14 protein-coding genes are annotated in these 23478 nt (G+C 70.4%); 13 read left to right on the top strand and 1 reads right to left on the bottom strand.

Annotation, left to right across the window (positions count from 1 at the left end):
- Nucleotides 1–425 precede the first annotated feature (425 nt).
- The 7 genes from ACQEWB_RS16770 to ACQEWB_RS16740 all read left to right on the top strand — a co-directional run bounded on the left by ACQEWB_RS16770 (nt 426) and on the right by ACQEWB_RS16740 (nt 8758).
- Entirely contained in the window at nt 426–1541 is a 1116-nt protein-coding gene (locus ACQEWB_RS16770; protein ID WP_432831672.1) for a DegT/DnrJ/EryC1/StrS family aminotransferase, read from the top strand.
- Between the two features lie 44 nt (nt 1542–1585).
- Nucleotides 1586–2563 (top strand): Gfo/Idh/MocA family protein, encoded by a 978-nt coding sequence (locus ACQEWB_RS16765; protein ID WP_432843853.1) that lies wholly within the window; start codon nt 1586–1588, stop codon nt 2561–2563.
- On the top strand, nt 2553–4139 hold the full coding sequence (locus tag ACQEWB_RS16760; protein ID WP_432831670.1) for a glycosyltransferase family 4 protein: 1587 nt from the start codon (nt 2553–2555) through the stop codon (nt 4137–4139). The genes ACQEWB_RS16765 and ACQEWB_RS16760 overlap by 11 nt, the downstream gene beginning before the upstream one ends.
- The gene (locus tag ACQEWB_RS16755; protein ID WP_432831668.1) at nt 4136–5782 is read left to right on the top strand and encodes a glycosyltransferase family 2 protein; all 1647 of its coding nucleotides are present in this window, start codon (nt 4136–4138) and stop codon (nt 5780–5782) included. The genes ACQEWB_RS16760 and ACQEWB_RS16755 overlap by 4 nt, the downstream gene beginning before the upstream one ends.
- 9 nt (nt 5783–5791) lie before the next feature.
- Nucleotides 5792–7075, top strand: coding sequence for a nucleotide sugar dehydrogenase (locus ACQEWB_RS16750; protein WP_432831666.1), 1284 nt, complete (start codon nt 5792–5794; stop codon nt 7073–7075).
- A gap of 79 nt (nt 7076–7154) precedes the next feature.
- A complete protein-coding gene (locus tag ACQEWB_RS16745; protein ID WP_432831664.1) occupies nt 7155–8456 on the top strand; it encodes a hypothetical protein in 1302 nt (433 codons plus the stop codon).
- 5 nt (nt 8457–8461) lie between these two features.
- Nucleotides 8462–8758, top strand: coding sequence for a hypothetical protein (locus ACQEWB_RS16740; RefSeq protein ID WP_432831662.1), 297 nt, complete (start codon nt 8462–8464; stop codon nt 8756–8758).
- On the opposite strand, the gene ACQEWB_RS16735 is transcribed toward ACQEWB_RS16740, so the two are convergent.
- Nucleotides 8739–9341: an acyltransferase gene (locus ACQEWB_RS16735; protein WP_432831660.1), complete on the bottom strand. Its 603-nt coding sequence runs from the start codon at nt 9339–9341 to the stop codon at nt 8739–8741. The two genes, ACQEWB_RS16740 and ACQEWB_RS16735, sit on opposite strands and share 20 nt — an antisense overlap.
- 216 nt (nt 9342–9557) lie before the next feature.
- Here ACQEWB_RS16735 and ACQEWB_RS16730 point away from each other — a divergent pair, with 216 nt between their 5' ends.
- The 6 genes from ACQEWB_RS16730 (at nt 9558) to rpmA (ending at nt 23448) form a co-directional block, all read left to right on the top strand.
- Complete coding sequence (locus ACQEWB_RS16730) at nt 9558–11087, top strand: VCBS repeat-containing protein (protein WP_432831658.1); 1530 nt, start codon at nt 9558–9560, stop codon at nt 11085–11087.
- Between the two features lie 130 nt (nt 11088–11217).
- Complete coding sequence (locus tag ACQEWB_RS16725) at nt 11218–14856, top strand: LamG domain-containing protein (RefSeq protein ID WP_432831657.1); 3639 nt, start codon at nt 11218–11220, stop codon at nt 14854–14856.
- A 154-nt stretch (nt 14857–15010) separates the two neighbouring features.
- A complete protein-coding gene (locus ACQEWB_RS16720; protein ID WP_432831655.1) occupies nt 15011–21865 on the top strand; it encodes an RHS repeat-associated core domain-containing protein in 6855 nt (2284 codons plus the stop codon).
- Nucleotides 21866–21947: 82 nt separating this feature from the next.
- Nucleotides 21948–22676 carry a hypothetical protein gene (locus ACQEWB_RS16715; RefSeq protein ID WP_432831653.1) on the top strand — a complete coding sequence of 243 codons (729 nt, stop codon included), beginning with the start codon at nt 21948–21950 and terminating at the stop codon, nt 22674–22676.
- Between the two features lie 182 nt (nt 22677–22858).
- Nucleotides 22859–23179 (top strand): 50S ribosomal protein L21, encoded by a 321-nt coding sequence (rplU, locus tag ACQEWB_RS16710; protein WP_007381993.1) that lies wholly within the window; start codon nt 22859–22861, stop codon nt 23177–23179.
- Nucleotides 23180–23193: 14 nt separating this feature from the next.
- Nucleotides 23194–23448 carry a 50S ribosomal protein L27 gene (gene rpmA, locus ACQEWB_RS16705; RefSeq protein ID WP_432831649.1) on the top strand — a complete coding sequence of 85 codons (255 nt, stop codon included), beginning with the start codon at nt 23194–23196 and terminating at the stop codon, nt 23446–23448.
- The last annotated feature ends 30 nt before the right edge of the window (nt 23449–23478 follow it).

Here is a 23478-nt window from a genome sequence, read left to right as displayed (position 1 = left end):
CTCGAAGCGGGAACGACAGCGGCGCGGGCGTCCGGTTCACACCGGGCGCCCGTGCCGTCGTATGACCACCCCTTCCTCCTTGCGTAACGCTGTGTTCATCTCAAGGTTGCGCTGTGTTCCCGCTGTGACCAGGAAAGTCACAGGAGGTGATTTCACTGTCGTAACGCCCAGGAAAATTGCCGACCAAGTGCTGGTAACGTGCGGACTAGTTACGCAGCCGACGAGCACATCCGGCCCCCGTGCCGGGCACGGCTGACTTCCCGCAAGGAGCCCTCGTGGGGGCGAGGTCCTGTGTACGAACTGTCCATCCGCCTACAGGCGGCCATGGGCAACCAGGGATGCGGCCGTGCTGAACATCGACATGGCCCTTCCCGACGGCATGAGTGGTGCGCCCCAGAGGCCGCCGTAGAGGAGGGGGGATGTCGATGACCGACGCCCATGAGTTCATATCGGCCGCGAGACCCGTGATCGACGAGGACGAGATAGCGGCGGCGGTGCGCGTCCTGCGCAGTGGCCGGGTCGTCCAGGGTCCCGAAGTGGCCGCTTTCGAGGAGGAGTTCTCGGAGCTGGTCGGGGGGCGTCACTGTGTGGCCGTCAACTCCGGCACCTCCGCCCTCCATCTGTCGCTGCTGGCCCTCGGGCTCGGCCCGGGCGACGAGGTGATCGTGCCGTCGTTCTCGTTCGCCGCCTCCGCGAACGCCGTTCGACTGGTCGGCGCCGACGTGGTCTTCGCCGACATCGATGCCGACACCTTCTGCCTGGACCCCGCCGCGGTCGAGGCGGCCGTCACACCGCGCACCGCCGCGATCATGCCGGTCCACCTCTACGGCCACCCCGCCGCCATGGACGAGATCATGGCGATCGCCCGCAAGCACGGCCTCGCCGTCGTCGAGGACGCCTGCCAGGCCCACGCCGCCGCCCTGTACGGCATCCCGGTCGGCGCCTTCGGTGCCGCCGGAACCTTCAGCTTCTACCCGACGAAGAACATGCACAGCCTCGAGGGCGGCATGATCTCCACCGGCGACGCCGAGACCGCCCGCACCCTGCGCCTGCTGCGCAACCAGGGCATGGAGCAGCGCTACGCCAACGAGATCGTCGGCGCCAACGTGCGGATGACGGACGTCTCCGCCGCGATCGGCCGCGTCCAGCGCGGCAAGCTCCCCGCCTGGACCGAGCAGCGCATCGCCAACGCCGCCTACCTCACCGAGCACATCAGCGCACCGAACGTGGTCGCGCCGAAGGTCGCCGAGGGCGCCCGGCACGTCTTCCACCAGTACACCGTGCGGGTCCGGGGCGACCGCGAGGCCGCCATGGCGAAGCTCACCGAGGCGGGCATCGGCAACGCCGTCTACTACCCGACCCCCATCCACCGGCTGAAGCCGTACTGGGAGCCGGACCAGAAGGCGGGCCGCAACTGGGACCTGCCCGAGACGGAGCGCGCCGCCGCCGAGGTCGTGTCGCTGCCCGTCCACCCCTCGCTCTCCGCGAGCGAGCTCGACCGGATCGTCGCCGCCGTCAACACCCTGGGGGAACAGCTGTGAGCGTCGGGAAGCCGTTGCGCGCGGGGCTCGTCGGTCTCGGTTCCATGGGGCGTCACCACGCCCGGGTCCTGTCCGGTCTGGAGGGCGTCGACCTGGTCGGCGTCGTCGACCCGATGGGCGACAAGTTCGGCGCCTCCCAGGGGGCGCCGATCCTGAACACCGTCGAGGAGCTCATCGCCCTCGGCGTCGACTACGCGGTCGTGGCCTGCCCCACCCACCTCCACGAGGAGGTCGGCCTGGCCTTCGCCGAGGCCGGGGTGTGCGCCCTCATCGAGAAGCCGGTCGCGGAGACCGTGGACGGCGCCCGCCGCCTCGTCGAGGCCTTCGAGTCGCGCGGACTGGTCGCCGGCGTCGGCCACATCGAGCGCTGCAACCCGGCGCTGCGCTCGCTGCGCGCCCGCCTGGAGGCCGGTGAACTCGGCGACGTCTACCAGGTGGTGACCCGCCGGCAGGGCCCCTTCCCGCACCGCATCGCGGACGTCGGCGTGGTCAAGGACCTCGCCACCCACGACATCGACCTCACCGGCTGGGTGCTCGGACGCCAGTACGTGTCCATCGCCGCGCACACCGTCTCCAAGAGCGGCCGCAGCCACGAGGACATGGTCTCCGCGGTGGGCCGCCTCGACGACGACACCATGGTGAACCACCTGGTGAACTGGCTGAGCCCGCTCAAGGAGCGCTTCACCTCGGTGACCGGGGAGCGCGGCTGCTTCATCGCCGACACCCTCACCGCCGACCTGACCTTCCACTCCAACGCCGCGGTCGCCACCGAGTGGGAGGCCCTCCAGGCCTTCCGCGGGGTGTCCGAGGGCGACATGATCCGGTTCGCCATCCCCAAGCGCGAGCCGCTGCTGGTCGAGCACGAGCTGTTCCGGGACGCGGTGCTGGGCAAGGACGCCGACATCTGCACCCTGCGTCAGGGGATGCGGACCGTGCAGGTGGCGGCGGCGGTGCTGGAGTCGGCTACACACAACCGCAGCGTTTCCCTTCAGGCGGAGGACCTGGCGACACATGGCAGTTGAGAACAGGTCGGCGAAGCCCGCGGTGCGTGGTCGCATCGTCATGCTCGTCGACAACGGGGTGCACGGCGACTCGCGCGTGCAGAAGGAAGCACGCTCGGCCGCCGACGCGGGGTGGGAAGTGATCCTGCTCGGCAAGGGGAAGGCGAAGGCGAAGAGCGAGATCACCTGGGAGATCGGCAAGGCGCAGGTACGGCTGCTGCCGGTGCCCAATCCGCTGCACCGCCGCCGCCACGAGTACCGCCGGGCCGTACTACGCTCGCCGCTGGCCTACAAGCCGGGGCCGCTGGCCTCGTACCGCCGGCAGAAGATGAAGGCCTGGCGTGCCGATCTCAACGTCCGGCTGATCCTCGCCCGGCAGGAAGGGTCGTTCCTCGGCCGGCTGCGCCTGGTGCTGCCGCGGCTGGCGTCCCGGTTCGTGCAGTCCTGGGTGAACCTGCGGGCGCGCAGGACGTCCGAACTGGACCGGCGCCGCAGGGAGATGGAAGGCCCGCTGGACCGCTTCACCACCGCGTTCTGGCAGAAGACCATGGGCAACCGCAGCTGGCGCCGGCTCGAACCGCACCTGTGGGACCTGGAGCTGGCGTACGGCAAGGTCATCGACGAGCTCGACCCGGACCTGATCCACGCCAACGACTTCCGCATGCTCGGCGTCGGCGCCCGCGCCGCCCTGCGCGCCCGGGCCCGCGGCGGCAAGGTCAAGCTGGTGTGGGACGCGCACGAGTTCCTGCCCGGCATCAAGCCGTGGAACCCGCATCCGCGCTGGCACAAGGCGCAGTGCGCGCACGAGCTGGAGTACTCGCGGCACGCCGACGCCGTCACCACGGTGTCCGGCACGCTCGCCGGGATGCTCCAGGAGCGGCACGGTCTCGAGGAGCGTCCCTCGGTCGTGCTCAACGCGCCCGACGCGGAGCTCTCCCCGGAGCAGGCCGCCGAGCCGGTCCCGGACCTGCGTGAGCTGTGCGGTATCGGCCTCGACGTGCCGCTGACGGTCTACAGCGGTGCCGCCGCCCCGCAGCGCGGCCTCGACATCATGGTCGAGTCGCTGCCCCAACTGGCCGATGTGCACACGGCGTTCGTCGTGCTCAACACCGACTCCGAGTACATGCGGAGCCTGCGCGAGCGCGCCGAGGAACTGGGCGTCTCCGACCGGCTGCACATCCTGCCGTACGTGCCGCACTACCAGGTGGCGCGCTTCCTGTCGGCCGCGGACCTCGGCGTCATCCCGATCCACCACTGGCCGAACCACGAGATCGCCCTCATCACCAAGTTCTTCGAGTACTCGCACGCCCGGCTGCCGCTGGTCGTCAGCGATGTGAAGACCATGGGCGAAATGGTCCAGGACACCGGCCAGGGCGAGGTCTTCAAGGCCGAGGACGTCGAGGACTACGTACGCGCGGTCAAGTCGGTGCTCGCCGACGCGGACCGCTACCGGAACGTGTACGAGAAGGACGGCCTGCTCGACGAGTGGACCTGGGAGGCCCAGGCCGCTCTGCTCGACGAGGTCTACACCCGGCTGGTGCCGGGCAGCGCGGTCCGTCCGAAGGCGGAACGCCGACCGGTGGAGGCGGAGGCATGAACGGCAGACCGGACGTCAGCGTCGTCGTCGCGGTGTACAACACGATGCCCTACCTCACGGAGTGTCTGGACTCCCTGATCGGGCAGAGCATCGGACGGGAACGCCTGGAGATAGTCGCCGTCGACGACGGCTCCACGGACTCCAGCGGCAAGGAACTGGACCGGTTCGCGGCCCTGTACCCGGACACCGTCAAGGTGATCCACCAGCCCAACTCCGGCGGCCCGGCGGCGCCCAGCAACCGCGCGCTGGACGTGGCCACCGGCCGTTACGTCTACTTCATCGGCTCCGACGACCACCTCGGCGAGGAGGCCCTGGAGCGCATGGTGAAGTGCGCCGACACGAACGACTCGGACGTCGTCGTCGGCAAGATGGTCGGCACCAACGGCCGTTACGTGCACCAGGCGCTGTACAAGGAGAACGACCCGGACGTCAGCCTGTACGAGTCCGCGCTGCCGTTCACCCTGGCCAACACCAAGCTGTTCCGGCGGGAGCTGGTCGAGACGCACAAGCTGCGCTTCCCCGAGCACCTGCCCGTGGGCAGCGACCAGCCGTTCACCATCGAGGCGTGCGTGCGCGCCCGGAAGATCTCGGTGGTGGCCGACTACACCTGCTACTACGCGGTCAAGCGCGGCGACGCCAGCAACATCACCTACCGCGCCGACCATCTGGCGCGGCTGCGGGCGGCGGCGGAGATCGTCGACTTCACGGCCGGTCTCGTCGAGGCGGGCCCGGAGCGCGACGCCCTGCTGCGCCGGCACTTCACCTGGGAGCTGGCCAAGCTGGTCCAGGACGACTTCCCGTCCCTGGACCGGGAGTTGCAGCGGCAGCTCTGCGCGGGCATCGGCCGGCTCGCCGACGCGTACTTCACCGACGGCATCCGGGACGCCATGGACGTCAAGCGCCGGGTGCGGATCGCGCTGGCGCGGGCCGGGGCGGTCGACGAGCTGGCCCGGGCCATCTCCTCGGAGAAGGAGCACGGGGCGCCCCCGTTCGTGGTGGAGGGTGAGCGGGCCTACGCCCGCTACCCCGGCTTCCGCGACCCCCGTGTCGGAGTGCCCGACCGGGTGTACGAGCTGGTGGGGGAGGCCGTCCCGGGCCGCCTCGCCAAGGGCACCGAGCTGCTGTCCTCAGCGTGGGAACAGACGGGCGAGCAGCTCGCCTACACGGCTTCGATACGGGTGCCGGTCCTCGGTGACGTCGAAGGCGCCGGTGTGGCGCTGCGCCTGGTCAAGGGCGCGATGCCCAAGTCCGCCGACAAGGCGGGCGCGCGCCGGCTGCCGTCCGGGCACGAACTCGCGCCCGTGGTGGGCGAGATGAAGGTCGAGCCGTCCGCCGACGGGCGGGTCACGGTGCTGCGGGCCCGCGTTCCGCTGGAGCCGGTCACCGGCAAGCTGGGCGTGCGCGTGTACCTGGACGTGGCCGGTTCGACGTACGAGATACCCGTGCGCGGCAAGGGGCTGCCGATGCCGCTGGCCCGCCGGTGGAGCCGCGACGACGACCCGTACCGGGCGTCGGCCCTGGTCAACCCCAAGGGGCGGGTCGTGGTCGACACGGCGCAGATGTACCCCCCGAAGCCAACCGCGGCCCAGCGGGTGCTGGCGGGCCTCGCCCGGCTGAAGTCCCGTTCCAAGAGGAAGAAGTAGTCACCCTCCATGAACATCTGTGTAGTAGCCCTCGGCAAGATCGGGCTTCCGCTGGCGGTGCAGTTCGCCGCCAAGGGCCACCGGGTCATCGGCGCGGACGTCAACGAGAAGGTCGTCGAGCTGGTCAACGCCGGCGTCGAGCCGTTCCCTGGTGAGCACGACTTGGACGTCAAGCTGAAGCAGGCCGTCGACGCCGGTCTGCTCAGCGCGACCACGGACACCGCGTCCGCGGTCGCCGAGTCCGAGGCGGTCGTCGTGGTCGTCCCGCTGTTCGTGGACGCCGAGGGCGTCCCGGACTTCGGCTGGATGGACGCGGCGACGAAGGCGATCGCCCAGGGCCTCAAGCCCGGCACGCTGGTCTCGTACGAGACGACCCTCCCGGTCGGCACCACCCGCACCCGCTGGGCGCCGATGCTCGCCGAGGGCTCCGGCCTGACCGCGGGCGAGGACTTCCACCTCGTCTTCTCCCCGGAACGCGTCCTCACCGGCCGGGTCTTCGCCGACCTGCGCCGCTACCCCAAGCTGGTCGGCGGCATCGACGAGGCGTCGACGGCCCGCGGTGTGGAGTTCTACGAGCAGGTCCTCGACTTCGACGAGCGCGCCGACCTGGCACAGCCCAACGGGGTGTGGGACCTGGGCACCGCCGAGGCCTCGGAGCTGGCCAAGCTGGCCGAGACGACCTACCGGGACGTCAACATCGGTCTGGCGAACCAGTTCGCGCGCTTCGCCGACCAGAACGGCATCGACGTCAAGAAGGTCATCGAGGCCTGCAACTCGCAGCCGTACAGCCACATCCACCAGCCGGGCATCGCGGTCGGCGGCCACTGCATCCCGATCTACCCGCGGATGTACCTGTGGAACGACCCGTCGGCGACGGTCGTGCGCTCCGCGCGTGAGGCGAACGCCGCGATGCCGGAGTACGCCGTCGACCTGCTCGCGGCCGCCTACGGCGATCTGACCGGCGCGAACGTCCTCGTGCTGGGCGCCGCCTACCGCGGCGGCGTGAAGGAGACGGCCTTCTCCGGCGTCTTCCCGACCGTCGAGGCCCTCAGGGCGCGCGGCGCGGTCCCGTTCGTCTCGGACCCGATGTACACGGCCGAGGAGCTCACCGCGCACGGCCTCACCCCGCACGCCGGCGAGACGGTCACCGCGGCCGTCCTCCAGGCCGACCACGCCGAGTACCGCACCCTGACACCGGCCGACCTGCCGGACGTCAAGGTGCTCGTCGACGGTCGCCGTACCACCGACCCGGAGGCCTGGAAGGGCGTGCGCCGGGTGGTGATCGGCGGCTGACACCGCCCGTCGTACGATGCGGCCCCGGCCACCCGGCCGGGGCCGTTCCCTGTCGTCCATCGCTCCCGGGGGTGCTCACGTGCCGGACGTCCGTACCGCGCCCGCCGTGACGCTCGTCGCCAGGAGTCCGCGCCGGTGGCGGACCGCCCTGCCGCTGCTGGTCTGTGTCGTCTACGCCGTCCTCCAGCTGGCCGCCGGCCCCCAGTGGACGCTCTTCCCCGACTCCTACCGGTACGCCCGCGCCGCCGAGCGGTATCTGGGTGCCTCCCGGGAAGAGGCGCACCGCACGGCGCTCGCCGCGTTCTGCGCGAGCCGGGCGAGCCGGGAGGCGCACGAGGCTCGGCTCCAGCCGACGAACCACCGGGGCGAGCAGGCGCTGGAGGCCGCTGCCGACCTCAAGTGCCGCGAGCGCTGGGCCGACGCGGCGGACATCACCACGGCCGACCCCCGCTACCAGGCCATCTTCTCCGCCCGCCCCGGCTATCCGCTGCTCGTGGCGCCCTTCGTGGCCGCCTTCGGCGTGCTCGACGGCATGTGGTTGCTGGGGCTGCTCACCGCCGCGGGCGGCTCGCTGCTGGTCTTCGGGCTGCTGCGGCGCGGTGCGGGGCTGGGGCGGACCGCCGGGCTCACCGGGCAGGTGGTGTTCCTTGCCAGTCCGCTCGGCTGGTGGAGCGCCCAGGCCCTGAGCGAGGGGCTGTTCACGATGTGCACGCTCGGCGCGCTGTGGGGCGGCCTGGTGCTGCTGCGCCGCCGTTCCCTGCCGACGGCGGCGGCCTGCACGGCCCTGGCGTACGGGGTGGGCGCGGTCACCCGGTACTCGTCGGTGCTCGTGCTGGCCGCGTTCGTGGCGGTCGCCGCGACGGGCGCCCTGGTGGTCCCGGGGCGGCTGCGGCACCGGGGGACGGCCGTGCTGGCGGGAGTGTCGGCGGTGGCGGCCGCTGCGGTGGCCGTGGCGATGAAGGCGCTGGCGCTGCCGTCCGCGCAGGTGACCCTCCAGGACACCTTCACCCATCACTTCCGGCTGCCCGAGACGGCCGACCCCTGGGGCCAACTGCTCAGCCTGGCCGGCCGGTTCTGGCGGGACTGGGCCGCCCAGCAGGCCGGGCTGCCGTACTTCCCGGCCCTGACCGCCCTCGCGGTCTGGGCGCTGTGGCGGTACGGCGAAGGGCTGGGCCTGCTCGCCGCGGCGACCGCGCTCACCGGGGCGTTCGTGGTCAGCAACCATCCGCTGGTCCAGGAGGCGGACCGGCTCGGCGTGCTGATGTGGATGCCGGTGGTCCTGGGACTGCCGCTGGCGGTGGACCGGCACTGGGCCTGGCGCCGGGCCCGCGATCCGGAGCCGAGCCCGCCGCACGAACCGGAGCCCAGCCCGGCGGGCTGAGTCCGGTGCCGCTGGGCGGCTGGCTGAGTCCAGAGCTATGGGACGGTGCGCTGGGCCTGGTGCTGCGGGGCGGTGTGCAGGGTCCGGAGGTGCTGGGCGGCTGGCTGGGCCTGGTGCTGCGGGACGGTGCGCTGGGCCTGGTGCTGCGGGGCGGTGTGCTGGGTCCGGTGCTGCGGGGCGGTGCGCAGGGTCCGGAGGAGCGGGGCGGCGTGCTGGGCCCGGAGGAGCGGGGCGGCGTGCTGGGCCCGGTGCTGCTGGACGGTGCGTCGCGTCCCGTGCCGCTCAGACCGTGCGTTCGGTGAGGACGCCGTCCTTCTCGTCGTACAACTCGCCCGTCTTCGGGCACTCCCACACGCCGTTCTCGCCCTCACGCTCGGTCAGCTTGACGCCGGTGTGGCCGACCCAGCCGATCTGCCGGGCGGGGACGCCGACGACGAGGGCGAAGTCGGGGACGTCCTTGGTGACGACGGCGCCCGCGGCGACCATCGCCCAGCGGCCGATGGTCAGCGGCGCGACGCACACGGAACGCGCCCCGATCGAGGCCCCGTCGGCGATCTTCACGCCGACGGCCTCCCAGTCGCCGCCGCGCTTCTGCTTGCCGTCGGGGTCCACGGAGCGCGGGTTGTGGTCGTTGGTGAGGACCACGGCCGGGCCGATGAAGACGCCGTCGCCGAGCTCGGCCGGTTCGTAGACGAGCGCGTAGTTCTGCAGTTTGCAGTTGTCGCCCATGTGCACGCCCGAGCCGACGTACGCGCCCCGGCCGATCACACAGCCCTCGCCGAGGCGGGCGTCCTCCCGGATCTGCGCGAGGTCCCAGACGCTGCTTCCGGCGCCGATCTGGGCGCTCTCGTCGACCTGCGCGCTGGGCTGGACCCTGTAGTTCACTCGCTCGCCTTCCGGTGTCTGCCTTGGTCCGGCGAGCATACGGGCCCCGTGTGGACCCGTGGATATTCCCATGGGTTACCTGTGCGACACCTGTGATTTATGTCATGTTCCGGTAATGAGGGTGATTGTTGCGTGTGCACGTCACTCAATAGATGATTCCTTGACCTTCTTTAATGTTCGTTTATCAACGGGGTGCTTGTGTCAAGGGTGGGGAAAGTGTGGCGCCGTGCTGCCGGCGTCGTGGCCGTGAGCGCGCTGCTGAGCTGGGGGCTCGGGACCGGGGGAACGCCCGCCGTCGCGGCCGTCGCGTGCCCCTCGGGGGTCGAGTCCGACTTCAACGGTGATGGCGTCAGGGACACGGCGATCGCCGATCCCGAGGCGACCGTCGACGGCGTGGCCAAGGCCGGAGCCGTGCAGGTCGTGTACGGCGGCGGCAAGGGCAGCGCGACCGTCTCCCAGGCCCCGGAGAACATCCCGGGCGCCCCCGAGACGGGTGACCGGTTCGGCTTCTCGCTGGCCGTGTACGACGCCGACCTGGACGGCTGCAGCGACCTGGTGGTCGGCACGCCGTACGAGGACCTCGGCACCGTCGCCGACGCGGGACTGGTACAGGTGATCTACGGAGCCACGGGCGGACTCGGTACGGGCAAGGCCGTCAAGGAGTTCCTCCAGGGCACCGACAAGCCGCTGGCCGGCGCCGCGGAGGCGGAGGACTGGGTCGGATACGCCGTCGAGGCCGGGAAGACCTCGGCCGGCACGCCGTTCCTGCTGATCGGCAGCCCCGGCGAGTCGATCGGCACCGTCGAGGACGCGGGGTGCTTCTACTACGTCAGCGGCACCGCGCAGACCGTGGGCGGCGTCAGCCAGGACACCGAGACCGCCGGGGCCGTGTCCGGCGTGGCCGAGCGGGACGACCGCTTCGGCGCCTCGCTCGCCGCGACGCCCACCCACTTCGCGGTCGGCACGCCGGGCGAGGCGCTCGGCACCAAGACCTTCGCGGGCGGCGTCGGTTACTTCAGCCACGCCCTGACCTCGGGCTCCCCGAAGCCGCTCGGCGGTCTCGGCCAGGACCAGGCCGACGACCTCGTCAACGGTGCCGAAGAGGTCGGCGACCAGTTCGGCGCCGCGCTCGCCATGGTCCCGTACCGGGCGTCCGGCGCCACCTCCACCACCGAGTCGCTGCTCGTGGTCGGCGTCCCCGGCGAGGACCTGCTGACCACCGTCGACGCGGGCGCCGTCCAGGTGTTCCGGCTCACCGCGAGCGGCACCTTCAGCCAGGTCTCCTGGATAGACCAGAACACCGAGAACGTCGACGAGGCGGCCGAGGCCGGCGACATGTTCGGCAAGCGGCTCACCGCCGTCAACACCTCCCCGAACGCCACCTCCACCGCCGCCACCACCAAGGTCGCCGTCGGTGTGCCCGGTGAGGAGTCCTCCGAGGAGTTCACCGACGAGGGCGGCGTCCAGATCGTCCCGCTCGTCGGCGCCCCAGGCGCCGCCGACCAGTGGATCGGCCCCGGCCACGGCATCCCCGGCACGCCCGCGTCCCGCATGCTCGCCGGTCTGTCCCTGGCCGCCACCCCGTCCCTGCTGTACGTGGGCGTCCCCTACGGCCCGGCGGGCGGCCACGCGGTGCACGGCTTCCCGTGGACCGTTACCTCGGGCGGCGCACCGACCCAGACGATCAAGCCGGGCGAGGGCGGGATCCCGGCGACGGATGTGGCCTTCGGGGCGGCCGTCCGCTGACGAGGGGTCACCGGCCCGCCGTGGCAGGTGACTTCGCCCCACGCGCAACCGGGACGGTCGGCGCCGCCCTCGGCGTGAGCAGCCGACGACCCGACCCGAGACAGAGCTGAACCAACGGGAGAGTGGACGCGTGTCCGCAGACAGACACAGATCGATACGGCGTGGCGTGCTCGTGCGCGCCGCCGTCGCGGCCGCCGTCGCCGGTGCGGTGACCGCCGGCACCCTGGCGGCCCTGCCGGGCGGCGGCACGGGCCAGGACCGGACGACGGTCGCGGCCGACCAGCCGATGGTGACCGAGCAGCAGGCGATGGCCGCCGCGAAGGACAGCGGAAAGAGGACCGAGGTCGTCGGCGCGCGCACCGAGCGCCGGGAGATCTTCGCCGAGCCCGACGGCACCTTCACCGCCCGCGAGTACACCGAGCCGGTGCGCACGGTCCAGGGCGGCAAGTGGGTCCCGGTCGACGAGACGCTGGTGAAGCGGGCCGACGGCACCTGGGGGCCGAAGGCCGCCACCGTCGAGCTCAGCCTCTCCGCCGGCCAGGCGGGCAAGCCCTTCGTGACGATGCGCAAGGCAGGCCGCGAGTTCGCCCTGACCTGGCCGTACGGCAAGCTGCCCGCGCCGGAGGTGGACGGCGACACCGCCACCTACGCCGAGGTCCTGCCCGGCGTCGACCTCACCGTGCGCGCCGAGGCCGACGGCTTCGGGCATCTGCTGGTCGTCAGGACGCCCGAGGCGGCGGCCGATCCGCGGCTGGCCAGGATCGACCTCGGGATGACCACCGACGGCCTGAAGGTCGCGGAGGGCACCGACGGGGCGATCGTGGCGGAGGACTCCGCGGTCGGTGGCACCGTCTTCCAGGCGGGCAGGCCCTCGATGTGGGACTCGGCCGCCGTCGAGGAGGCGGCGAGCAGGAAGCAGGGGCCGAAGGCCGTCGCGAAGGCGCTGAAGTCGGCGGCGGGCACGGGCGAAGCGACCCCTTCCACCACCCCCGGCCCGCAAGCCGCCCCCGAGCCCGCCCTCGAGGGCCCGGGCGGTGGCGGCCGGGTCGCCCCGCTGGACGTCGAGGTCGGCAAGGGCAGGCTCAGCCTCGTACCGGACCAGAAGTTCCTCAAGGGCGCCGACACCGTCTTCCCGGTCGTCATCGACCCGATCTCCCGCACCACCTCCCGCACCTCCTGGACCGGCGTGATGTCCGGGATGCCGAGCGAGCAGGACTGGAAGTACTCCGGCAGCGCGGGCGTCGGCAAGTGCCCCACCGACTACAACCCGGTCTCCTGCAACGGCGTCGGCGTGCGCCGCGTGATGTTCACGATGCCGCTCTCCTTCTACAAGGGGAAGCAGATCCTGGGCGCCACCTTCTCCGCCCGGGTCGAGCACATCTACAGTGCCTCCCCGACCGCGGAGCCCATCCAGCTCTATCGGATCGGCGGCCAGAACCACTCCCTCAACTCGTCCAGCAACTGGTCCAACACCTCGGACGACTGGGACGACCATCTCCAGACCGTCGACAAGGCGATCTCCCCGGCCTCCTGCTCCAGCCAGGCCAACCTGCACTTCGAGAGCGGCGAGACCGGCGAGCTGACCAGCGAGATCAAGACGGCCGCCGCGGGCGGCTGGAACTCGATGACGCTGGGCCTCAGGGCCGCCGACGAGTCCCGCTTCGCCGAGTGGAAGCGGATCTGCGGCAACGCCTACCTGTCCGTCAAGTACAACAACCTGCCGCGGCAGATCAAGACGTCCGACATGTCCACGGACCCCGGTGGTCTGTGCAAGTGGGGCGCGAGCCGCGAGTACGCGGAGGTCCCGCCGAAGCTGTACGCCATCGCGAGCGACCCCGACCACGGCAACGGCCAGACGGACAAGGTCAAGGTCCAGTTCAAGGTGGAGTGGGACGGCGGTTCGTACACCTACACCACCCCGGACTGGCTGTCTCCCACGGCCGGTACCAGGTTCGCCCACACCGTGAAGTCCTCGATCCCGAAGAACACGGTCGTCTACTGGAGCGCGCGGGCCTACGACGGTGACGGCTACGGCCCGTGGAGCTCGGACGGCGACCCCGCACAGCGCTGCGAGTTCATCTACGACCCGGACCACCCCGGCAAGCCGAACGTGCTGTCCAAGGAGTACCCGTCCGACACCGTCTACCACGACGGCGTGGGCACCTACGGCACCTTCACCTTCGCCCCGAACCCGAACGACAAGATCCCGGACACCGACGTCGTCAAGTACCGCTACGCCTTCGACAGCACGGCGAGCCCGGCGACCGTCGCCACCCCGTCCGCGGCCGGCGGCCCGGCCTCCGTGCAGTGGATGCCGACCCGCTCCGGCCGGCACTGGGTCGACGTGATCGCCGTCGACAAGGCGGAGAACCCCGGCACCAAGGCGCACTACGAGTTCCTGGTGAGCGAGGGCACGCCGGTCGTCGCCCAGTGGAACCTCGCCGACGAGGCCGGTGACACCGAGGCGCACGACGAGGGCGACGAGTTCTCCGCGACCGCGGGCTCCGCCGTCACGTTCGGCGTGGAGGGCCCCGGCGGCAAGGTCGACCAGGCCGCCCGCCTCGACGGCAGCTCCGAGGCGTACCTCGACGCCAGCGAGACGGTCCTCGACACGGCCAAGGGCTTCAGCGTCAGCGCCTGGGTACGCCCCACCGCGCTGGACAGGGACATGGTGGTCGTCAGCCAGGACGGCACCGGCGAACCCGGCTTCACCCTCGGCTACGACGCCTCGGCGCAGACCTGGAAGTTCTCCGTCCCGGTCAACGACGTGGACTCCCTGGGCGAGTGGAAGGCCCTCTCCACCGGAGTGACCCCGGTCAAGGACCAGTGGGTGCTGCTGACCGGCGTGTACGACGCCCAGAAGAGCACCGGCCCCGAGCTCCAGCTCTACGTCAACAAGGACCTCAAGGGTTCCGCCGGCCGGCGCTCGACCTGGAAGTCGTACGGCCCGCTGCAGATCGGCCGCGCCACGGCCAAGAGCGGCTACCGCGACAACTTCACCGGCGACCTCGCCGAGGTCCGCGTCTTCGACCGTGTCCTGCCGCCCGCCCAGGTCGCCGAGCTGATGACCGTCAAGCCGGAGCGCAAGGCGTACTGGCAGCTCGACGACGCCACCGGCGGTGCCTCGGCCGAGACCGGCGGCGGCCAGGTGCTGACCCTCGCGGGCAACGCCTCGATCTACCGCCCGGCCGACCCGCTGTTCGACACCGCCGCCCTGGTCGGCGACGGCAACCTGGTCCTGGACGGCGACGGTGACTACGCGTCCACCGCCACCGCCCCGGTCACCGGCAACAGCAGCTTCACGGTGACCGCCCGCGCCCAGCTCACCTCGCTGGATCCGGAGAAGTCGCAGACGGTGCTGTCCCTGCCGGGCGCGAACGCCAACCGGCTCCAAGTCCGCTACCAGGCGGCCACGCAGCAGTGGGAGCTGGCCGTCGCCAGGACCGACGCCACCGCCCCCGAGGTCGTCACCTTCACCGATGACCAGGAGCTGCCCGACACCGGCGGCTCGGGCCAGCACCTGGCGGTCGTCTACGACGCCTTCGCCAACTCGGTGCGGCTGTACGTCGAGGGCCAGCTCGTGGCCGGTGCCTACGGCACGGACGACACGCTGTGGTCCGCCACCGGCGGTCTCCAGGTGGGCCGTTCGCTGCGCGGGGCGAGCGAGTACTTCGCCGGCGCGATCGACGAGGTCCGCGTCTACAGCGGTGCGGCCGACCGGATCGCGGTGCAGCAGATGGCCGCGCTGACGGCCCTGCCCGACATGTGACGAACCGTCACCTCCGGTGTCGGCCGGGCGCGTTGAGCGCACCCGGCGGACACCGGCCCGCCCCCGTGCTCTGCATGCCGCTCTCCTACGATCAGGAAGTTGCCGAATGTTCTTCCGTGGCCGCTCTCTGAGCCGCCGTATGCCCGGACCGGCGTTGGCCGCGACAGTGCTCGGGCTCACGCTCGCGCTGTCGGCGTCGTCGGTCCAGGCACTGGCGCTCGACGACGGCGACCGGGGCCGCACCAGCCGCCCCGGCGTCCAGGACGACGGGGATCCCGCCAAGGGGTCCGACGCGAAGAAGAAGTCCCGCCCCTCCGACCCGGCGCACAAGGCCGCGGTCAAGGGTCTCGACAAGGCGGTGTGGCCCAGGCAGGGCGGCGCCCGGGTGAAGCTCGGCGCGACCGCGGAGGCAGGCGGCCTGCCGGTCAAGGTCACCAAGGCGAAGTCCAAGGCCGGTTCCGCCCAGGCCGCCGACGCCGTGCGGGTGGACGTCCAGAACCCCAAGAGGGCCGCGAAGCTCGGCGTCGGCGTTCTGCTCGGGGTGGAGCGCGCGGACGGCGCGGACCAGGCCGGCAGGGTCCGGCTGACGGTGGACTACTCGGAGTTCGCGGAGGGCTTCGGCGGCTCCTACGCCTCCCGGCTCCGCCTGGTGCAGCTCCCGGCCTGCGCCGAGTTCGCCACGCCCGGCAGCAGGGAGTGCCCGCAGCAGCCCAAGGAACTGAAGACCGTCAATGACGTCGAGGCAGGCACCGTATCGGCGGACGTGACCGCCGCTCCGGCCGCGGCCGAGGGCGTCTCGACCATGGCGACCGACGCGACGTCCCTGGTGGCGGTGGCGGCGGGACCCTCCGGCGCGCAGGGCACCTACAAGGCCACCGCCCTTGCCCCGTCGGCCAGTTGGACGGTCGCGAACTCCTCCGGCGGCTTCTCCTGGAACTATCCGCTGCGCACGGTCCCGACCCCGGGCGGGCTGACCCCGACCGCCGGTCTCGGCTACTCCTCGCAGTCGGCCGACGGACGCACCGCGGTGACCAACAACCAGGGCTCCTGGATCGGTGAGGGCTTCTCCTACGACCCCGGCTACGTCGAGCGCCGCTACAAGCCCTGCTCCGACGACGGCCACGACGGCTCCGGGGAACAGTGCTGGGCGTTCGAGAACGCCACGGTGATGCTGGGCGGCTCCGCCTCCGAGCTGGTCAAGGACGACACCAGCGGCAAGTGGCGGCTGTCCGGCGACGAGGGCTCCAAGGTCGAGAAGCTGACCGGCGCCACGAACGGCGACAACGACGGCGAGTACTGGCGGGTCACCACGACCGACGGCACGGAGTACTACTTCGGCCAGAACCGCCTTCCGGGCTGGGCGACGGGCAACGAGGAGACCAACTCGGTCTGGACCGCGCCGGTCTTCGGCGACGACTCCGGTGAGCCCTGCTACAACGCCACCTTCACCTCGGCACACTGCCAGCAGGCCTGGCGCTGGAGCCTGGACTACGTCAAGGACACCCACGGCAACGTGATGTCCTACTTCTACGACCGCGAGACCAACTACTACGCCCTCAACGGGAAGACGGACGTCAACGGGACGGCGTACCACCGCGGCGGCTACCTCAAGCGCATCGACTACGGCCAGCGTGACGGTCAGGTCTACGCGGCGAAGGCCCCGGCCCGGATGGTCTTCAACGTGGCCGAACGCTGCCTGCCCACCGCGGACTTCGACTGCGCGGAGAGCAAGCGCACCACGGCCAACGCCTCCCATTGGCCGGACGTCCCGGTCGACCAGGAGTGCAAGTCCGGCACCAAGTGCACGGTCGGCCAGACCTTCTTCACCACCAAGCGGCTGACGTCCGTCGTCACCCAGACGCGCAAGGACGCCACGACCTACCAGGACGTGGACGCCTGGAACCTCACCCATCTGTTCACCGACAACGGCGACGACTCCAAGACGCTGTGGCTGTCGAAGATCGAGCACGAGGGCCGGGCCGGTACGGCGGCCAAGCTGCCGACCGTCGACCTCTTCGGCGAGCAGCTCGCCAACCGGGTCGACGCGGTCGGCGACAACATCGCGCCCTTCCACCGCTTCCGCCTCTCGGCGGTCCTCAGCGAGACCGGCTCCCAGCTCGACGTCAACTACGCGCCCACCGAGTGCACCAAGGCCGCCCTGCCGAAGCCGGGCGAGTCCACCAAGCGCTGCTACCCGGTGAAGTGGTCCCCGCCCGGCTACATCGAGCCGATCACCGACTGGTTCCACAAGTACGTCGTGTCGGCGGTGATCGAGACCGACCGCACCGGCGGCAGCGACCAGCTCGTCACCCGCTACGCCTACCAGGGCGACGCGGCCTGGCGTAAGGCCGAGCCCGACGGCATCACCGACGAGAAGTACCTCACCTGGGGCGCCTGGCAGGGCTACGGCAAGGTCAGCGTGACCTCCGGCAGCGCCGACGACCAGAAGACCCGCGTCGACTACACGTACCTCCAGGGCATGAACGGCGACGCCGACCCCGCCGGCGGTACCCGCTCGGTGAGCGTCAAGGACTCCACGGGCGTCTCCTACACCGACTCCGAGGAGTTCACCGGCCACGAGCTGGAGGTCGCGACCTACGACGGCGGCAAGATGATCTCGAAGGCGATCAGCGAGCCGTGGAAGCACACCACCGCGACCCAGACCAGGAGCTGGGGCACCACCCGCGCCAGCATCGTCAAGGCCGACACGGAACGCGGCTACAGCCTGCTGTCGAACGGCAGTTGGCGCCAGACGAAGTCGACCACGACCTTCGAGACGGCGCTCGGCACCGGCCGCCCGATCGAGGTCGACGACCAGTCCGACGTCTCGAAGACCGGCGACGACACCTGCACCCGTCTGTGGTACGCGGACAACACCGCGAAGAACATCCTGTCGCTGCCCTCGCGCAGCGAGAAGGTGTCCGTGAAGTGCTCCGCCACCCCGGACCGCAGGACCCAGGTTCTCGCGGACGAGCGCACCTACTACGACGACGGCGCGTTCGGCGCGGCCCCGGCCAAGGGCGACGCGACGAAGACCGAGCGCATGACCGCGCACGACGGCACCACCGCCACGTACCAGGTGACCGGCACCACCACGTACGATGACTTCGGCCGTCCCAAGATCCAGAACGACGCCAAGCAGAACCCGACGCGGACCGACTACACCGAGACGAACGGCCTGCTCACCCAGACCAAGCTGACCAACGCCCTCGGCCACATCACGACCACCGACTACGCCCCCGCCTGGGGCCTGTCCACCGGCCAGACCGACCCCAACTCCCGGCGCACCGACCTCGCCTACGACAGCCTCGGCCGGCTGACCTCGGTCTGGCTCCCGGACCGGGCCAAGTCGCAGACGCCGAGCATCAGGTACTCGTACAACGTCCGCAAGGACAAGGTCACCTCGATCAAGACCGAGAAGATCCAGAACGACGGGTCCTACGGCGCCGAGTACCAGCTCTACGACAGCCTGCTGCGCCCCCGCCAGATCCAGACCGAGGGCGCGAACGGCACCCGTATGGTCGCGGACTCGTTCTACGACGGCGCCGGCCAGGTCAGGCAGACCAACGCCACGTACAACGCGGCCGGCGCCGCCTCGGACGAACTGCTGATCGTGCACAACGGCGAGGTCGGCGCGCAGACGCGGACCGAGTACGACGCCCTCGGCCGCACCACCGCGGAGATCTTCGCGGTCTCCGGCGCCGAGCAGTGGCGTACCACGACCACGTACGACGGCGAGCTCACCCACGTCGACCCGCCGGTCGGCGGTGTGCCCGCGACGACGGTCTCGGACGCCGAGGGCGACATCACCGAGATCCGCCACTATCGCGGAGCCTCCCCGGTCTCGCCGACGCCGTACGACTCGACGAAGTACACGTACACGCCGGCCGGCAAGCTGGAGACGGTCACCGACGACGCGGGCAACGTCTGGCGCAACGAGTACGACCAGCTCGGCCGCAAGAAGAAGTCCGTCGACCCGGACGCGGGCACGTCCCGCACCGAGTACGACGAGCTGGACCAGCCGATCGCCCAGTGGGACGGCCGTGACAAGAAGACGTCCACGTCCTACGACGTGCTCGGCAGGGTCACCGGCACCTGGACGGGCGACGTCGGTACCGGGACCCGGCTGACCGAGACCCGGTACGACAAGGCCGGCTGGCTCGGCCAGGCGTACGCCCAGCTCAGCTACGTGTCCCCGACCGAGTACTTCGCGTCGGTCGTCCAGTCGATGGACGAGTTCTACCAGCCGCTGAAGACGGCCTACTCGGTGCCGGCGTCGCAGGGTTCGCTGGCCGGCACATACGTCTTCACCTCGACGTACAACCGGGACGGCACCGTCCAGTCGACGGGCCTGCCCGCCGCCGGCAGCCTGCCCGCCGAGGCCCTGACCTACGGCTACGACGCGCTCCAGCGCCCGGCCACACTGACCGGCACCACCTCCTACGTCACCAACACGGTCTACTCGAAGACCAGCGGGCTGCAGCAGCTGGAGCTGTACACGGGCTCCGGCAAGAAGGTGTGGCAGACCTTCGACTACGAGACCGGCACCGACCGCCTCACCCGCTCGACCGTGGACGTCTACGGCGCGACGGCACCCGCGAAGCAGTCGACGTACTCCTACGACCAGGCCGGCAACGTCCTGTCGATCTCGGACTCGGCGAACAGCACCTCCCCGGACGTGCAGTGCTTCGCCTACGACAGCCGGCAGCGGCTGTCCGAGGGGTGGACGCCGACGTCCACGGCGGCCGACGCGGCCGGCTCCGGAACGCTCGGCTCCACCAGCCCCGTCGACGGCTCCGGCCCCGCCGCCTGCAAGGCGGCCCCCGGCACGGGCGCGCTCGGCGGCCCCGCCGCCTACTGGAAGTCGTACACCACCGACGCCATCGGCAACCGGAAGACGGAGACCAACCACGACACCGGCCTGAACGCGGCCAAGGACATCACGCGCAGCTACGAGTACGGCGGCGCGGGCGCCCTCGGCGACGGTCCGCACCAGCTGACCAAGGTCGTCGAGAAGACCCCGACCGGTGAGAAGCAGTACGCGTACGAGTACGACGACGCGGGCTCGACCACCAAGCGGACGATCGGCGGCGACGCCCAGACGCTCGACTGGGACGACGCCGGCCGGCTCACCAAGGTCAAGGAGGCGAGCGGCACCGAGACGACGTACCTGTACGACGCCTCCGGCAACCGGGTCCAGCGCAAGGACACCTCGGGGACCACGGTCTACCTGCCCGGCATGGAGCTGAAGCTCTCCGCCGACGGCACCAAGAAGTCCGCGACCCGGTACTACTCGTACGCCGGCGAGACCGTCGCGGTCCGTACCGACGACAACAAGCTGTCCTTCCTCGCCACCGACCACCACGGCACCGGCGAGATCGCCGTCGAGGCGGCCACGGGCGCGATCTCACAGCGCCGCTTCGACCCGTACGGCGTCGAGCGCGGCAAGGCCACCGGTGCCTGGCCGGGGGAGAAGGGATACGTCGGCGGCACGATCGACGCGTCGACCGGTCTCACCCACCTCGGCGCGCGCGAGTACGACGCGGCGATCGGCAAGTTCGTCTCGGTCGACCCGGTCATCGACTACACCCAGCCGCAGCAGATCAACGGCTACACCTACGCCAACAACAGTCCGGTCACCCTGTCCGACCCGAGCGGACTGGTGTCCTCGACCACCTGCGCACTCTTCCCGGGTGCGCTCGGCTGCGGCACTCCGGACTGCGGGAGCCTGTGCAAGCCGGGCTCCGCGGGGGCGGAGGTCCACGAGGCGACGAAGCAGGTCAGCCAGGCCCAGAGCCAGCAGTCCTCGGCCAAGAAGCGGATCAGCTCGGCCGGCAAGGAACTCGTCAAGATCGTCCGGGACATCCTCGGTGTCGACGCGGCTCTTGACTGCATATCCACAGGTGACGTGGGTTCCTGCGGCGAGACGCTGCTGAACATCGCGGGCAGCTTCGCCGGCGGACTCGCCGGCAAGATCATGGCCAAGTACGGCGTGCCCTGGAAGTGGGCCAAGGGCGTCAAGCTCGCCAAGCGGGTCGTGGGCCTCGTCGGTGACCTCATCGGCGGAGTCAAGGACCTCCTCAAGGCGAACAAGGCCCTCTCCAAGGCCAAGGACGGGCTGGCCGCGGCCCGCTCGAAGGCCGCGGAGGCCCTGAAGAAACTGAGAAAGACCGAGTGCCACAGCTTCCTGCCCGGCACGAAGGTCCTGCTGGCCGACGGCTCCACCAAACCGATCGAGGACGTCGAACTCGGCGACAAGGTCACGGTGACCGATCCGAAGACCGGGAGGACAGTCGTCCGCGAGGTCGCGGGGACCATCGTCACCGAGGACGACAAGGAGTTCTCGGACCTGACGGTCGAGACGGAGTCCGGCACCGAGGAGATGCTGGTCGCCACGGTCACGCACCCCTTCTGGGTCGAGTCCGAGCACCGGTGGATCAAGGCCGGCGCCCTCGAACCCGGCATGAAGCTGCGCACCCCGTCCGGCGACACCGTCGAGCTCACGGCCAACCGCCACTTCGACAAGCGCCAGCGCACGCACGATCTGACGATCACCGGGATCCACGCGTACTACGTCCTCGCCGGACGGTCCCCACTCCTGGTGCACAACTGCGACCCGCTGTCCAAGTACGCGGATTCCCTTCAGCCGAAGGCGGGCAAGAAGTCCGTGCAGTACGCGTCCGAATACACCGACTCCACCGGCAAGAAGTTCTACGGGCACAATGTCCACCGGAAGGCGGAAGACCTTCCCGAGGGCTTTGTGGAAGCGATCGGTGAGCGTTCGCACTACGGCTGCGCCGAGGTGGGATGCCTGCTGAGTGCCTACAACGGCGCTCGTAATGCCGGTGCCAGTGTCGAGCAGGCGGCGACCGCTGTCAGAGGCGGATCCATCAGAACCGTGTTCGTGTTCAACTCGTTCGCGAAGGATGCGGCGAAACACGGCACTCCGGCGGATCCGTGCTTCAGCAAGTGTGACGCGATGCTGAAGGGGCTGGGCATAGACTTCTGACGGCTTCGGGAAATGGGTGCCTCCTGTGCTGCCCTTGCGGCGCACGGGAGGCACCGTCCTTTTCGGGATCAGTGGGAGATTCGTGGACGCGTTCGGTGTGGAGTGGGGATCCTTCGAGGTGGATCCGGAGGTGGCCCGGCGGGTCCAGGTCGGGTTGGACGAGCTCTTTCGTGCGGACGGCGAGGACGAGGCGATCGATGCTGCCCATGCCCTGCACGAGCTCGTCTGCTACGCGGCGGTGACGGTCGAGGAGGAGACGGTGCCGGCCGTGCGGGCGCTGCGCGGAATGCTCGGGCTGCCGGATTTCCGATGGAAGCAGTTTGCGCTCCAGCTCCTCGACACGATCATTTCGGTCGAGGGTGTCTTCGATTCCGCCGGCCCTCTCAAAGCCCGGGTGCGTGCGGAGGTGCTGCGTGCGGTGCCGCTCGCCGAGAAGGAGCAGAACAGCGCTTCCAGGGATGTCAGAGGGGCTGCCATCGTTTTTCTGGGCAGTGCTTCGGAGACGCCCGCTGCGGATTTCCAGCGATTCAGGAGTGCCTTCGAGAGGGAATCGGATCCGGTGATCCAGGCCGATTTCGCCCTGGCGGCGACAGCATGTGTCTGGGAGGCGGACCGAACGGTGGAGCACGCGAACGCGGCCGGATGGTTCGAGGAAGCCCTTGAGCACTCCAATCCGGCCGTCCGGTTCAGGGTCGGGCAGTTCCTGGCCGGGCGTGGGTTCCGGTGGAGCGGCGGTGATCTGGACGGCCTGGTCGCCGCGGCGATGCCCGTCGTGCTCGAGCGGCGGTTGTTCCGGCAGGAGTACCTGTAGGGCTCGGTTTGACCCCCGAACGGCGGCCCCGTAACCTTGACCGTCGGCGTGTCCTTGGATATGGGCGCGCCACATCCCCGTAAACCTCATTCCTCCAGGGCACTCGGTGCTCCGGAGAGGCTGCCCGTGTCGGGTGGCTGGACTGCGGGGGTGCCGTTCCCGAGCGAGAGAGTGAGATCCGCGTGTACGCCATCGTGCGCAGCGGTGGTCGCCAGCACAAGGTTGCTGTCGGCGACATCGTTGAGGTTGACAAGATTTCCACTGCCAAGGTTGGCGACACGGTCGAGCTCTCGACCCTGCTCGTTGTCGACGGCGACGCTGTGACCAGCGACCCGTGGGTGCTGGCCGGCATCAAGGTCCAGGCCGAGGTCGTGGACCACCACAAGGGCGTCAAGATCGACATCCTTCGCTACAAGAACAAGACCGGCTACCGCCGTCGTCAGGGCCACCGCCAGCAGTACACGGCGATCAAGGTCACTGAGATCCCCGCGGCTGCGAAGTAAGGGACTGAGGAGAGATGGCACACAAGAAGGGCGCATCGTCCACCCGGAACGGTCGCGACTCCAATGCCCAGCGGCTCGGCGTGAAGCGCTTCGGCGGTCAGGTCGTCAACGCGGGTGAGATCATCGTCCGCCAGCGCGGCACCCACTTCCACCCCGGCGCGGGCGTCGGCCGTGGCGGCGACGACACGCTGTTCGCGCTGCAGGCCGGTTCGGTGCAGTTCGGCACCCACCGTGGCCGCAAGGTCGTGAACATCGTTCCGGTCGCCTGATCGGAATTCTTCGCGAGGCGGACCTCACTT

The sequence above is a fragment of the Streptomyces sp. CA-249302 genome (assembly GCF_050936785.1).
In the GTDB taxonomy this organism is placed as follows: domain Bacteria; phylum Actinomycetota; class Actinomycetes; order Streptomycetales; family Streptomycetaceae; genus Streptomyces.
The sequence above is the reverse complement of the archived record's forward strand: the minus strand, read 5'-3'. Positions and strand labels throughout refer to the sequence as shown.

Excerpts from the sequence above, each read along its gene's own strand:
- ACQEWB_RS16750 (WP_432831666.1), top strand. The coding sequence starts at position 5,792 with ATGAACATCTGTGTAGTAGCCCTCGGCAAGATCGGGCTTCCGCTGGCG.
- ACQEWB_RS16760 (WP_432831670.1), top strand. The coding sequence starts at position 2,553 with ATGGCAGTTGAGAACAGGTCGGCGAAGCCCGCGGTGCGTGGTCGCATC.
- ACQEWB_RS16770 (WP_432831672.1), top strand. The coding sequence starts at position 426 with ATGACCGACGCCCATGAGTTCATATCGGCCGCGAGACCCGTGATCGAC.
- ACQEWB_RS16765 (WP_432843853.1), top strand. The coding sequence starts at position 1,586 with ATGGGGCGTCACCACGCCCGGGTCCTGTCCGGTCTGGAGGGCGTCGAC.
- ACQEWB_RS16755 (WP_432831668.1), top strand. The coding sequence starts at position 4,136 with ATGAACGGCAGACCGGACGTCAGCGTCGTCGTCGCGGTGTACAACACG.
- rpmA (WP_432831649.1), top strand. The coding sequence starts at position 23,194 with ATGGCACACAAGAAGGGCGCATCGTCCACCCGGAACGGTCGCGACTCC.